This window comes from Psychrobacter sp. SZ93C1 (genome assembly GCF_015864635.1).
GTDB lineage: Bacteria > Pseudomonadota > Gammaproteobacteria > Pseudomonadales > Moraxellaceae > Psychrobacter > Psychrobacter fozii.
The window spans coordinates 154,582-168,299 of the sequence record NZ_JADYWY010000009.1 but is presented as its reverse complement, the minus strand read 5'-3'; the positions used below and the strand labels follow the sequence as shown (position 1 = coordinate 168,299).

Annotated in this window: 8 protein-coding genes, 1 tRNA gene and 1 pseudogene; all 10 read left to right on the top strand. The window is 42.2% G+C overall.

All coding sequences use genetic code 11. The features are described 5' to 3' along the window. Positions 1-87 (top strand): annotated as a pseudogene (locus I6E83_RS12235) (elongation factor Tu); the annotation flags it as partial. 376 nt (positions 88-463) lie between these two features. After that, positions 464-539 (top strand) — tRNA-Trp (locus tag I6E83_RS12230). A gap of 51 nt (positions 540-590) precedes the next feature. Further along, on the top strand, positions 591-1,076 hold the full coding sequence (secE, locus tag I6E83_RS12225; RefSeq protein ID WP_110924117.1) for a preprotein translocase subunit SecE: 486 nt from the start codon (positions 591-593) through the stop codon (positions 1,074-1,076). Positions 1,077-1,170: 94 nt separating this feature from the next. Continuing rightward, entirely contained in the window at positions 1,171-1,701 is a 531-nt protein-coding gene (nusG, locus tag I6E83_RS12220; protein ID WP_110924116.1) for a transcription termination/antitermination protein NusG, read from the top strand. A 94-nt stretch (positions 1,702-1,795) separates the two neighbouring features. Beyond that, positions 1,796-2,227: a 50S ribosomal protein L11 gene (rplK, locus tag I6E83_RS12215; protein ID WP_110924115.1), complete on the top strand. Its 432-nt coding sequence runs from the start codon at positions 1,796-1,798 to the stop codon at positions 2,225-2,227. Then, complete coding sequence (rplA, locus tag I6E83_RS12210) at positions 2,228-2,929, top strand: 50S ribosomal protein L1 (RefSeq protein WP_197102262.1); 702 nt, start codon at positions 2,228-2,230, stop codon at positions 2,927-2,929. 433 nt (positions 2,930-3,362) lie between these two features. Then, positions 3,363-3,890: a 50S ribosomal protein L10 gene (gene rplJ / locus I6E83_RS12205; RefSeq protein ID WP_110924113.1), complete on the top strand. Its 528-nt coding sequence runs from the start codon at positions 3,363-3,365 to the stop codon at positions 3,888-3,890. Between the two features lie 126 nt (positions 3,891-4,016). Then, the gene (gene rplL / locus I6E83_RS12200) at positions 4,017-4,385 is read left to right on the top strand and encodes a 50S ribosomal protein L7/L12 (protein ID WP_197102261.1); all 369 of its coding nucleotides are present in this window, start codon (positions 4,017-4,019) and stop codon (positions 4,383-4,385) included. 706 nt (positions 4,386-5,091) lie between these two features. Beyond that, the gene (gene rpoB, locus I6E83_RS12195; protein WP_197102260.1) at positions 5,092-9,210 is read left to right on the top strand and encodes a DNA-directed RNA polymerase subunit beta; all 4,119 of its coding nucleotides are present in this window, start codon (positions 5,092-5,094) and stop codon (positions 9,208-9,210) included. Positions 9,211-9,398: 188 nt separating this feature from the next. Continuing rightward, complete coding sequence (rpoC, locus tag I6E83_RS12190; protein WP_110924111.1) at positions 9,399-13,616, top strand: DNA-directed RNA polymerase subunit beta'; 4,218 nt, start codon at positions 9,399-9,401, stop codon at positions 13,614-13,616. Positions 13,617-13,718: the final 102 nt, after the last annotated feature.

Here is a 13,718-nt window from a genome sequence, read left to right as displayed (position 1 = left end):
ATCGCTATGGACAAAGGTCTTCGCTTCGCTATTCGTGAAGGCGGCCGTACTGTAGGCGCTGGTGTTGTTGCTAACGTTAACGTTTAATACTGATCCTAGTATTTAACTTGTTAGTCAAAAGTCGTTCTCTTTATTGAGAACGGCTTTTTTTATGGGTGATTATAAGCAAAGAAAGCTACTGGGGTAGTCATATATGAACATAGCTATCATAGGATTGAAATTCTAGATAGAATCGATTGCATACAGAATTAATTTATTTCTATTCTAGACTATTGTAATCTGCAGTATAGCTTGATATATTAACGCAGCTTCTTATCAGGTACTCACATTATCAGCCTAATTAAACGGCTAGTTAATAGAGTAGGTATGCTAGATAAGAGAAAACTAGGTAAAAGTAACAATTTTACCGCTAAAGGCTTGCATTTTATGCTCAATATTGTATAATGCTGTCCTTTACACCCATAGGCGATTGGCTCAATTGGTAGAGCATCGGTCTCCAAAACCGAGGGTTGTAGGTTCGAGTCCTACATCGCCTGCCATCTTCTTATCACATCTTTGTTGTACCCCACCATCTCCGAAGCGAGTTCTTTATGAGCAATAATCAAGATAACCTCGAGACTAAGTTATCTGATGCCAAGGCGGTTGCTGGTGGAATGCTGTCTAAAGATAAGCATATCTCAGCGGTCAATACTTCTGCTGTTGAAGTTGCTAAGACTGGCTCAATCAAAGATTTGATCTTGTGGCTACTTGCTGCAGCAGTTTTAATTAGCGCGACTCTGGTCAACCAGTATTTACCTGGCTATTGGCAACCTGCTAATGATGTTTGGGTACGTATTAGTATCATTGTCGCTCTTATTGTATTTGCATTAGTATGCTTGGCATTAACGCATCAAGGCCGCGCTTTTAAAATATTATTAAAAGATGCCGCTGTTGAGCTACGCCGAGTAACATGGCCAGGTAAAGACGAAACCTTTCAATACACATGGCAAGTTATTGTCGTGATTGGTATTGCTGGGCTTTTTGTTTGGCTGTTAGATAATTTTTTCAATTGGTTCGTTGGCATATTTATCGGTTAAATGTTTGAAGTTGAGCACACTATCGTGTATTACGATTCGCTCTAACTTAAATATTGTAACTCAACATTTTACTTATAACGATTAGGAGCGTGACATGCGTTGGTATATTGTCCAAGCGTTTTCAGGATATGAAAAGCAAGTACAGCGTTCATTAACTGATCGTATCAATCGTAGTGACTTCGCTGAATCATTCGGTGACGTATTGGTTCCTACTGAAGAAGTCGTCGAAATGAAAGACGGCAAAAAGCGTAAGAGTGAGCGTAAATTCTTTCCAGGATATGTTTTGATCCAGATGGAAATGAATGACAATACTTGGCACATCGTTAAAGAGTGTCCACGTATTATGGGTTTCATCGGCGGTACGCCTGAAACACCAGCACCGATTACGCAAGTAGAAGCAGATCGTATCTTAAACCGTTTGAACCAAACCGAAACTGATCCACGTCCTAAGACTCTATTTGAGCCAGGCGAGGAGTTATTGGTTATCGACGGTCCATTCACTGACTTTAAGGGAATGGTTGAAAAGGTCGATTACGAGAAGTCTAAACTACATTTGACAGTAAACGTATTTAATCGACCGACTCAGGTTGAGCTTGAGTTTAGTAAAGTTGAGAAGCTAGACTAAACCCACAAAAAATTCATCAACCGGGGAGCTATTAGTCAATCGGATATGTATATATCAGTTTGATTTGGCGTTATTACCCATTTAGGAGAGTATCATGGCTAAGAAGATTGATGGTTACATCAAACTGCAAGTGCCTGCAGGCAAAGCAAATCCTTCACCACCGATTGGTCCAGCATTGGGTCAAAAAGGCGTGAACATCATGGCGTTCTGTAAAGAATTTAACGCTGCGACCTCAAACCAAGAGCCGGGTCTACCGATTCCTACTGAGATCACTGTATATAGCGATAAGTCTTTTACCTTCATCATGAAGTCACCACCAGCTTCATACTTACTACGTAAGGCTGCTGGCGTTGCTAAAGGTTCAGGTACACCTAACACTGCTAAAGTCGGTAAAGTTGACCGCGCACAGTTAGAAGAAATCGTTAAGACTAAAGATAAAGATTTAACTGCTGCTGATCTTGACGCTGCTGTTCGTACCATCGCTGGTACTGCACGTTCAATGGGTATTACCGTGGAGGGTGTGTAAATGAGCAAGCTAACCAAACGTCAAAAAGAAATCCAAAGCCGTATTGATAACGAAAAACACTACACTATGGAAGAAGCCGTTCAAATCTTAAACGATTTGCCTGCGCTAAAATTCAAAGAGTCTATTGATATCGCGATCAACTTGGGCGTTGACCCACGTAAATCTGATCAAGTGGTTCGTGGCGCTACTAACTTACCTGCTGGTACTGGTAAAACCAAACGCGTTGCTGTATTCGCTCAAGGCGCTGCTGCTGAAGCCGCCAAAGAAGCTGGTGCAGATATCGTTGGTTTTGAAGACCTAGCAGAGCAAATCAAAGCCGGTAACATGGACTTTGATATCGTTATTGCTGCTCCTGATGCAATGCGTGTTGTTGGTCAATTAGGTACTATCCTAGGTCCACGTGGCCTAATGCCTAACCCGAAAGTTGGTACAGTAACGCCAAACGTTGCTGAAGCTGTGAAAAATGCTAAAGCTGGTCAAGCACAGTATCGTGTAGACAAAGCAGGTATTATTCATACTACTATTGGTCAAGTTGGTTTCACTGCTGAGCAAGTTATTCAAAATGCTGAAGCACTAATCACAGATCTAAAACGTGCTAAGCCTGCTACTTCTAAAGGTACTTTCATTAAGAAAATCACCTTGTCTAGCACTATGGGTCCAGGTATCACTATTGATGCTGTTCCTTATCGCACTGCTAAATAATTAAGTATTCACTCTTCAAATATTATTGAATAATGAGTACAAACAAATTCTAAAAAATTAGGTCAGCGTAGCATATGCTACGCTGTCTAAGACCGTAGGTAGAGAGTGGTTTAGCGTCATAGATAGCAATTTTCGAATGGTTAAATATGATAACAAGCTGCTTTTTTTAATCGACTACAGATGAAAATCTCAGTTGTCCTACGCAGACGGTGATCCACCCAGTTGTTGATAAGAGCCGATAGTTCAATCTATCACTTGATGTCATTCTGATAACGGTGCCGTAATCAGTCGTTACTAATAAAATCTATTGCTATAGAGTTTAGAAGTAACGTGTCGTATCAAGTCAGTCTAATTTAGTCGTTTAATAATTGAAAATTTCGGTTTTTAAGAATTAAAATACTGAGCAGATTGATAAGATTAAAGGAGTCAACTTATGGCATTAACGCTAGAGCAAAAACAACAAGTTGTGGCTGAAGTGTCTGAAGTTGCTGCTAATGCTTACTCAGCAGTAGCTGCCGAATATCATGGTATTGGTGTTGCAAAGCTTACTAAGCTACGCGAACAAGCCCGTGAAAAAGGCGTTGTTTTAAAAGTGGTAAAAAATACACTAGCAAGACGCGCTTTTGAAGGCACTAAGTTTGAGAGCATGTCAGACCGTATGACTGGTCCACTACTTTTGGCTTTCTCTATGGAAGACTTGGGTTCTGCTGCTAGAGTCGTTTTCGACTTCAGCAAAGAAAACAAAGCTTTAGAGACCAAATTGGTATCAGTTGGTGGTGTTGTTTATGGTCCAGAAGAGCTAGAGCGCGTATCGAAGCTACCAACTCGCGACGAAGCACTCTCTATCTTGATGGCTACTATGAATGCACCAGTGACCAAGCTTGTCCAGACTATGAACGCAGTTCCTGGCAAGTTCGTTCGCACTGTCGCAGCAATCAAAGACGCAAAAGAAGCTGCTTAATTGCTTGTTTTAACGTAACTTTGACATCGTTGATTGCACTTTATTGCCAACACTATTTGAAAATTTGGCAAGCAATCCAAGCGATATTAAAATCAATTAATTTTTATCAGATAACGGAGAGTTCTCATGGCACTATCTAAAGATGATGTGTTAAACGCAATCGCTGAAATGTCAGTAATGGATATCGTTGAATTAATCAGCGCTATGGAAGAAAAATTCGGCGTAACAGCTGCTGTTGCTGCTGCACCTGCTGCTGCTGGCCCTGCTGCTGCTGCTGAAGAAAAAGACGAGTTTGACGTAGTTCTTGCCAGCTTTGGCGAGAAGAAAGTTGGCGTAATTAAAGCCGTACGTGAAGCTACTGGTCTTGGCCTGAAAGAAGCGAAAGATTTGGTTGAAAGCGCTCCAGCTCCAATCAAAGAAGGCGTTAACAAAGCTGAAGCTGAAGAGTTGAAAAAGAAACTTGAAGAAGCTGGCGCAACTGTTGAACTAAAATAAGTTTAACAGCTGTACGAAAAAAAGCTGGTAATGCCTTGCATTGCCAGCTTTTTTTTACTATAATTCGTAGCTTGACCTTTTGTGTCTGCCAACATACGTATGCAACAACACGGTGGATACCCATCAAAAGGACAGACGATATACATGCAAGCACACATGCCAGTTATTAAAATCAGTTAATATGAGCTAAACGTCCGTAGATGTTTGGCATTTTTTTGTGTCTGCATGCTTTCCTATTAACACTATAGTTTATACTGATTCTGAAAGTTATAGTTACCCCGATTATTGTTATTTCTGAAAAGCTATTGATCTTAGGTTATCCATATAGAATGATTTTACTGTCAGTATGTAGGCTCGTAGACGGTATATATCAGCGACGATAACAGTTTTGATGATGAATTTTAAACCGCAGTACAAGATATTCTAAGTGTATTTGTAAATTGAGCCATAAGGGCAATGTATTGTAGATTATATGATATTGAAATTGTCAGTTTGAGTAGGCATATAGACTGACCTAGACACCAATTCCAAGATTGAATGAAGTGTGCTAAATAAGCATTGATTAGTAAAGTAGTAGTTGACCAAAAGACATGAACTGAACACGAACACCCGTTTTATATTATCGTTTACGTCGCCAAGATACATAATATCTATGCATCATGGCCTCGATTTTAATTTGTTTCCACGTTTACTGTAAGGACTCTCGATGGCATATTCTTATACTGAAAAAAAGCGTATTCGCAAAAGTTTTGCTGAATTGCCCACTGTGATGGACATTCCCTACTTATTGTCTATTCAAGTAGATTCTTACGAGCAATTTTTGCAAGAGCACAAAAAGCCAAAAGCTCGTGAGAATACTGGTTTGCAAGCTGCGTATTCCTCTATTTTCCCAATTGAGAGTCACTCTGGTAATGCTGAGTTACAATTTGTTGAGTACTATTTAGGCACGCCTGAATTTGATGAGCGTGAGTGTATCTTACGTGGTTCAACATTTGCTGCGCCGATGCGTGTCAAAATCCGTTTGATCATCAAAGACAAAGATAGCAAAGATAAAGACAGCAAAGCTGCGATCAAAGATATCCGTGAGCAAAGCGTCTATATGGGCGAAATGCCATTAATGACGGCTAACGGTACCTTTATTATCAATGGTACAGAGCGTGTTATCGTATCACAGCTACATCGTTCACCTGGTGTATTCTTTGACCATGATAAAGGTAAGTCGCATTCAAGTGGCAAAGTGCTTTATAACGCACGTATCATTCCTTACCGTGGTTCATGGTTAGATTTTGAATTTGATGCAAAAGATCTAGTATTTGCTCGTATTGACCGTCGTCGTAAGCTACTTGCTTCAATCATTCTACGTGCACTAGGTCTGACCACTTCTGAAATCTTAGATCTTTTCTTTGATAAAGTAGCTGTGTATAAAGGCGAAGAGACGTTTGAGATTGATCTGGTTGCTGATCGCTTGCGCGGTGAGATGGCTCAGTTTGATATCGTGTCGCCTGAAGGTGACGTTATCGTAGAGCAGGGCAAACGTATCAATGCACGTCGTATCCGTCAGCTTGAAGAAGCTGGTATGACGAAAATTGCTGTGCCTGATGAATATTTATATGAGCGTATCTTAGCCGAAGATATTGTGGTTAATGATGAAGTTATCGCTCGTGCTAACACCTTAATTGACCATGAATTATTGGTTAAATTAAGTGCGTTTGAAGCCAGTGAATCTATCAAAGAATTCAGTATTCTATTCACCAATGATATCGATCAGGGTAGTTATATTGCTGACACGCTACGCGCTGATAGCACATCAAGCCGTGAAGAAGCATTGATCGAAATCTATAAAGTGATGCGTCCAGGTGAGCCACCAACGGTTGAGACTGCTGAAAAACTGTTCGAAAGCATGTTCTTCAATGCAGATCGTTATGACTTGTCAAACGTTGGCCGCATGAAGTTTAACCGTCGTCTAGGGTTAGATTTTGATAATACAGATGATCCAGATATTCAGCGTGCACGTAGTGTCCTGACCAATGCTGACATCGTGAACGTATTAAAAGAATTGATTGAGATTCGTAACGGTCGCGGTGAAGTCGATGATATCGATCACTTAGGTAACCGTCGTATTCGTTCAGTCGGCGAAATGGCAGAAAACCAGTTCCGTGTTGGTCTAGTACGTGTAGAGCGTGCGGTCAAAGAGCGTTTGAGCTCAGCGGAATCTGATAACTTGTCACCACAAGATTTGATTAACTCAAAGCCAGTAGCGGCTGCGGTTAAAGAATTCTTTGGTTCAAGCCAGTTGTCACAGTTTATGGATCAGAACAATCCATTGTCTGAAGTTACCCATAAACGCCGTGTATCAGCACTAGGACCCGGTGGTCTAACTCGTGAACGTGCAGGCTTTGAAGTACGTGACGTACATGATACCCATTATGGCCGTGTATGCCCGATTGAGACTCCTGAAGGTCCAAACATTGGTCTTATTAACTCATTGGCAACATTTGCTAAAACCAACAGCTTTGGCTTCTTAGAAACGCCATATCGCCGTGTGGTTGATGGTAAAGTAACGGATATCATTGAATATCTATCTGCCATTGAAGAAGTCGGTACGGTCATTGCACAGGCTGATTCACCATTGACTGAAGATGGTGCACTAAGTGACGAGATGGTCAGTGTGCGTAGCTATGGTGAATTCGTCCGTATGCCGCCAGAAAAAGTGACGCATATGGATGTGTCGCCAAGTCAGGTAGTATCGGTAGCAGCAGGTTTGATTCCGTTCCTAGAGCATGATGATGCTAACCGTGCCTTGATGGGCTCGAACATGCAGCGTCAGGCTGTTCCTACGCTACGTGCTGATAAGCCGTTAGTAGGTACTGGTATGGAGCGTTACGTTGCTCGTGATTCTGGTGTTTGTGTGATCGCTAAGCGTGGCGGTGTGATTGAAGATGTTGATGCATCACGTATCGTTGTTCGTGTAAACGAAGACGAGATGACTGCTGGTGAAGCGGGTATCGATATTTATAACTTAGTTAAATACACGCGCTCTAACCAAAACACTTGTATCAACCAACGTATCATCGTTAACCAAGGTGACGAGATTGCTTTGGGTGATATCTTAGCTGATGGTCCGTCAACGGATCTTGGTGAGCTAGCACTAGGTCAGAACATCCGCATCGCATTTATGCCGTGGAATGGTTACAACTTCGAAGATTCGATCTTGCTATCTGAAAAAGTGGTTAAAGAAGATCGTTTCACTACTATTCATATTCAAGAATTGACGTGTGTGGCACGTGATACCAAATTGGGTACAGAAGAGATTACTGCTGATATTCCAAACGTTGGCGAAGCAGCACTATCAAGTCTTGACGAAGCAGGTATCGTCTATATCGGTGCTGAAGTTGACGCTGGTGATATCCTAGTTGGTAAAGTGACGCCAAAAGGTGAAACGCAACTAACGCCAGAAGAGAAATTGCTCCGGGCTATCTTTGGTGAAAAAGCAGCTGATGTAAAAGACACGTCTCTACGTGTTCCTACATCAAGCAAAGGTACGGTTATCGACGTACAAGTCTTTACTCGTGATGGTGTCGAAAAAGATGCACGTGCAAAAGCGATTGAAAAATCACAGCTTGATAGCTATCGTAAAGATTTAAAAGAAGAGCTACGTATTTTTGAAGAAGCAGCACGTGGTCGTATTGGTAATCTATTAGATGGCCAAAAAGTCAGTGGTGGTTCTGGTCTAAAAGCTGGTACGGTTATGGCCTTGGCTGATATGAAAGATATGAGCCTTGAGACCTTGCTTGATATTCAGCCAGTTGAAGAAGAAATCTCTGAGCGTCTAACGCAAATCGCTGAGTACTTAGTTGATAAGCAAAAAGACATCGATGTGAAATTTGCTGAGAAAAAACGCAAATTGACCGCTGGTGATGATTTACAACATGGTGTCCAAAAAATCGTTAAAGTTTATCTAGCGGTTAAGCGTCGTATTCAGCCTGGTGATAAAATGGCTGGTCGTCATGGTAACAAAGGTGTGGTATCACGCATCATGCCAGTCGAAGATATGCCTTATGATGAAAATGGTAATACCGTTGACATCGTATTGAACCCACTTGGTGTACCATCTCGTATGAACATCGGTCAGGTTCTAGAGACGCATTTGGGTATGGCAGCCAAAGGTTTGGGCGAGAAAATCGATGGTATGCTCAAATCTCAAGCAGCGATCAAAGAACTACGTGGTTTCTTAGACAAAATCTATAACCAAGTAGGTGGCGAGCAAGTCGATCTTGATAGCTTGAGTGATGATGACATCATGGCATTATCAGACAACTTACGCGGCGGTGTACCAATGGGTACTGCAGTGTTTGATGGTGCAAGAGAGAGCCAAGTCAAAGACTTGCTAGAGCTTGCTGGTATGGACCGTGATGGTCAGCAGACATTGTATGATGGTCGTACTGGTCAGAAGTTTGACCGTAAAGTGACCGTTGGTTATATGTACATGCTCAAACTTAACCATTTGGTTGATGACAAAATGCATGCACGTTCTACAGGTTCTTACTCACTAGTCACGCAGCAGCCATTGGGCGGTAAAGCTCAGTTTGGTGGTCAGCGTTTCGGTGAGATGGAAGTCTGGGCACTAGAAGCTTATGGTGCGACTTACACGTTGCAGGAAATGCTGACTGTGAAGTCGGATGACGTTGAAGGCCGTACACGTATGTATAAAAACATCGTTGATGGTGAGCAGTATATGGATCCAGGTATGCCTGAATCGTTCAACGTACTGACCAAAGAAATCAAATCATTGGGTATTAATATTGAGTTAAAGCAAACCCATTAAGCACGGCTGGCTGAGGCTACCTTTAACATAGCTTCAGTTAATTATTATCCTTAGTGGTCAATCTAAAAGCAGTACGCGCATAGCTGCTGCTTTTAGTGATTTGTCTCAACCCTATTCATTGCCTTCATTCATCTTATTTGCGTCAACTATACGCTATCAGATGATTATAAAGATAACGGAGAAGCAACTTGAAAGATTTACTCGATATCATGCAAAGCCCTACCGGCAACGGTAACCAAGAGTTTGATAGCATTCAAATTACTTTAGCCTCACCTGACGTCATCAAGTCATGGTCACATGGCGAAGTGAAAAAGCCTGAAACTATTAACTATCGCACGTTCAAGCCTGAACGTGATGGTCTTTTTTGTGCCAAAATCTTTGGCCCAGTAAAAGATTTTGAGTGCTTATGTGGTAAGTACAAGCGCCGTAAGTTCCAAGGCGTTATCTGTGAAAAATGTGGCGTAGAAGTTACGACTGCTAAAGTTCGTCGTGACCGTATGGGCCACATCGACTTGGCTAGCCCAGTTGCGCATATTTGGTTCCTAAAATCATTACCAAGCCGCATCGGTCTATTGTTAGACATGACGCTACGTGATATCGAACGCGTTCTATATTTTGAAAGCTACATCGTGACTGAGCCTGGTTTAACTAGCTTAGAAAGATATCAGTTGCTTGATGATGAAGATTACTTCAAAGCCCTTGAAGAGTTTGGTGATGAATTTACAGCCAAAATGGGTGCTGAAGCCGTTCAAGACTTATTAAAAGATATCGATTTAGATATCGAGATTGATGAGCTGCGCGAAGCAATTCCGCAAACAGGTTCTGAGACTAAGCTTAAAAAAATGTCTAAGCGTCTTAAGCTATTAGAAGCATTCCGTGATTCTAATAACAAGCCTGAGTGGATGGTAATGAACATCTTGCCAGTACTACCACCAGATTTGCGCCCACTAGTACCACTAGAAGGTGGCCGTTTTGCGACTTCGGATCTAAACGATCTGTATCGCCGTGTCATCAACCGTAACAACCGTCTAAAGCGTCTGCTTGAGCTTAGTGCACCTGATATCATCGTACGTAACGAAAAACGTATGTTGCAAGAATCAGTTGATGCATTGTTAGATAACGGTCGTCGCGGTCGTGCAATCACTGGTAGTAATAAGCGTCCATTGAAATCTTTGGCTGATATGATCAAAGGTAAGCAAGGTCGTTTCCGTCAAAACTTACTTGGTAAGCGTGTCGATTACTCTGGTCGTTCGGTTATCGTTGTAGGTCCAACACTACGTCTACATCAGTGTGGTCTACCGAAGAAAATGGCTCTTGAACTATTCAAGCCATTTACTTATAACAAGCTATTGTCTCATGGTTTGGCAACAACGATTAAAGCCGCCAAAAAGATGGTAGAGCGTGAAGAGCCACAAGTGTGGGATATGCTGGCCATGGTTATCCGTGAGCATCCAGTACTTCTTAACCGTGCACCAACTCTTCACCGTTTGGGTCTACAGGCATTTGAGCCAGTACTAATCGAAGGTAAAGCAATCCAATTGCACCCACTCGTTTGTACCGCGTTTAACGCCGATTTTGATGGTGACCAAATGGCCGTTCACGTGCCATTGACGCTAGAAGCACAGTTAGAATCACGTGCGCTAATGATGTCTACCAACAACATCTTGTCACCTGCGAACGGTGATCCAATCATCGTACCATCACAGGATGTTGTATTGGGCTTGTATTACATCAGTCGCTCGTCTATCAATGCTAAAGGCGAGAGCATGGTTTTTGCTACCGTCAATGAAGCATTGCGTGCGATTGGTTCAAACGATCTACATGTAAACGCTAAAATCAAAGTGCGTGTTACTGAGACGCATATTGATGAAGAGGGTAACCAAACCAAAGAAATCAGTATCAAAGATACGGTTGCTGGTCGTTTACTTATCTGGAACATCATGCCTAAAGGTATGACGTTTGATGAATGTAACCAAGAAATGACGAAGAAAAACATCTCTCGTCTGATTAACTCTTGCTACCGTAAAGTAGGCGTTAAAGAAAGTGTCATGTTTGCTGACCAATTGATGTATCTTGGTTTTGCTCAAGCGACATTGTCTGGTGTGTCTATTGGTATTGATGACATGGTCATCCCACCATTGAAGAAGCAAATCATCGAAGTAGCAGAAGGCGAAGTTCGCGAAATCGAAGATCAATTCGAGCAAGGCTTTGTAACTGCTGGTGAGCGTTATAACAAAGTAGTTGATATCTGGTCACGTACCAATGATAAAGTCGCTAAGGCGATGATGGATAACTTGGCAACAGATAAGATCTTGAATGCCAAAGGTGAAGAAGAAGAGCAAAAATCGTTCAACTCTATCTTTATCATGTCAGACTCTGGTGCTCGTGGTAGTGCGGCACAGATTCGTCAGTTGGCTGGTATGCGTGGTTTGATGGCTAAGCCAGATGGTTCTATCATCGAAACCCCAATTAAAGCTAACTTCCGTGAAGGTTTGACCGTACTACAGTATTTCATCTCAACTCACGGTGCACGTAAAGGTCTAGCGGATACGGCATTGAAAACGGCTAACTCAGGTTACCTGACTCGTCGTTTGGTTGATGTTGCACAGGATTTGGTTATCACCACTGATGACTGTGGTACTGAGCAAGGCTTGCTCATGAAACCACATATTCAAGGTGGCGAAATCATTGAGAAGTTGGGTGAGCTAGTACTTGGTCGTGTCACTGCACGTGATGTGAATTATAACGATGATGCTGATAAAGTATTGATTCCAGCAGGTACGTTGATCGATGAGCATTGGGTTAATGTGCTTGACGAAAACGCTATCGATGATATCTGGGTACGCTCAGTTATTACCTGTAATGTTGAGCACGGTGTTTGTTCACAGTGCTATGGCCGTGATTTGGCTCGTGGTCATAAAGTGAATATCGGCGAGTCAGTTGGTGTTATGGCTGCACAGTCTATCGGTGAGCCTGGTACTCAGTTAACCATGCGTACTTTCCACGTGGGTGGGGCTGCAAGCTCTGCATCTGTGGACAATAGCATCTCTGTACGTAATGCTGGTCAAGCGCATTTCGAAAACATGAAAACGGTTCAACATACTGATGGCCATTTGGTTATCGTATCGCGTTCAGCTGAAATTGCATTGACCGATGATCTTGGCCGTGAGCGTGAACGTTATAAAGTACCTTATGGTTCTAGCGTTCTTGTGAAACACGAAGATCAGGTTGAAGGCGGTCAGACCATCGCTAAATGGGATCCGCACACGCATCCAATTATCACAGAATTTGCTGGTACAGCACGCTTCAGTGACATCACTGATGGTATGACTGCAACAGTGAAAGTTGATGATGCGACTGGTATGAGCTCATTTGAGATTCTAGCGACTCGTGACCGTTCAAGCTCAGCAAAAGACTTACGTCCTGCTATTATCTTGAATACTGATGAAGGTAAAGAAGTCGTTTACTTCTTACCTGCTGAAACTATCATTCGCGTTAGCGATGGTGAAAAAGTAGCAGCTGGTTCGATCCTAGGTCGTGTACCACAGGCATCATCAGGAACTAAAGATATTACCGGTGGTCTACCACGTGTTGCCGATCTATTCGAAGCACGTCGTCCAAAAGATCATGCGATCATGGCAGAAATGACAGGTGTCGTAAGCTTTGGTAAAGAGACTAAAGGTAAGAATCGCTTTATCATCACCAATGAAGATGGTGAGATTCATGAAGAGCTAATCCCGAAATGGCGTCAAATCAACGTCTTTGAAAACGAGACAGTAGCACGTGGTGAAGTTATCGCTGATGGTCCACAAAACCCACACGATATCTTGCGTCTGAAAGGACAAACTGCACTTGCTGATTATATCGTTAACGAAGTACAGGACGTTTATCGTCTGCAGGGTGTAAAAATCAACGATAAGCACATCGAAGTTATCATTCGCCAGATGTTGCGTAAAGTTGAAATCACTGACGGCGGCGATTCAAACCACTTCAAAGGCGATCAAGCAGAGTATGCTGATATCAAAGCATTGAATGAAAAACTGGAAGCGGAAGATAAATTCCCAGTACAGTTTGAGCGTCAATTACTGGGTATCACTAAAGCAAGTCTGGCAACAGAAAGCTTTATCTCAGCTGCGTCATTCCAGGAAACGACACGTGTACTAACTGCGGCTGCCGTTACTGGTAAAGTGGATGAGTTACGTGGCCTGAAAGAAAACGTCGTTGTTGGTCGCTTGATTCCTGCAGGTACTGGTCTTGCTTATCATAAAGCACGTAAAGAGAAAGCGGATCAAAAGCTACAAGATAAAGATCTTAATGCAGCGTTTGACATGACTGCTAGCACTGATAGTAAAGACTTTGCTAGCTTTGATGAAGCCTTTGCACAAGAGCTGAACCAAGATAACTAATAGTATTAGACATTTTTGATTCATTCTTAGCTTAATAAAAAAGCCAGCCTAAGTTGCTGGCTTTTTTACGTTTATAGATAAGCAAAGCAATGAGAATAATTG

Excerpts from the sequence above, each read along its gene's own strand:
- secE (WP_110924117.1), top strand. The coding sequence starts at position 591 with ATGAGCAATAATCAAGATAACCTCGAGACTAAGTTATCTGATGCCAAG.
- nusG (WP_110924116.1), top strand. The coding sequence starts at position 1,171 with ATGCGTTGGTATATTGTCCAAGCGTTTTCAGGATATGAAAAGCAAGTA.
- rplK (WP_110924115.1), top strand. The coding sequence starts at position 1,796 with ATGGCTAAGAAGATTGATGGTTACATCAAACTGCAAGTGCCTGCAGGC.
- rplA (WP_197102262.1), top strand. The coding sequence starts at position 2,228 with ATGAGCAAGCTAACCAAACGTCAAAAAGAAATCCAAAGCCGTATTGAT.
- rplJ (WP_110924113.1), top strand. The coding sequence starts at position 3,363 with ATGGCATTAACGCTAGAGCAAAAACAACAAGTTGTGGCTGAAGTGTCT.
- rplL (WP_197102261.1), top strand. The coding sequence starts at position 4,017 with ATGGCACTATCTAAAGATGATGTGTTAAACGCAATCGCTGAAATGTCA.
- rpoB (WP_197102260.1), top strand. The coding sequence starts at position 5,092 with ATGGCATATTCTTATACTGAAAAAAAGCGTATTCGCAAAAGTTTTGCT.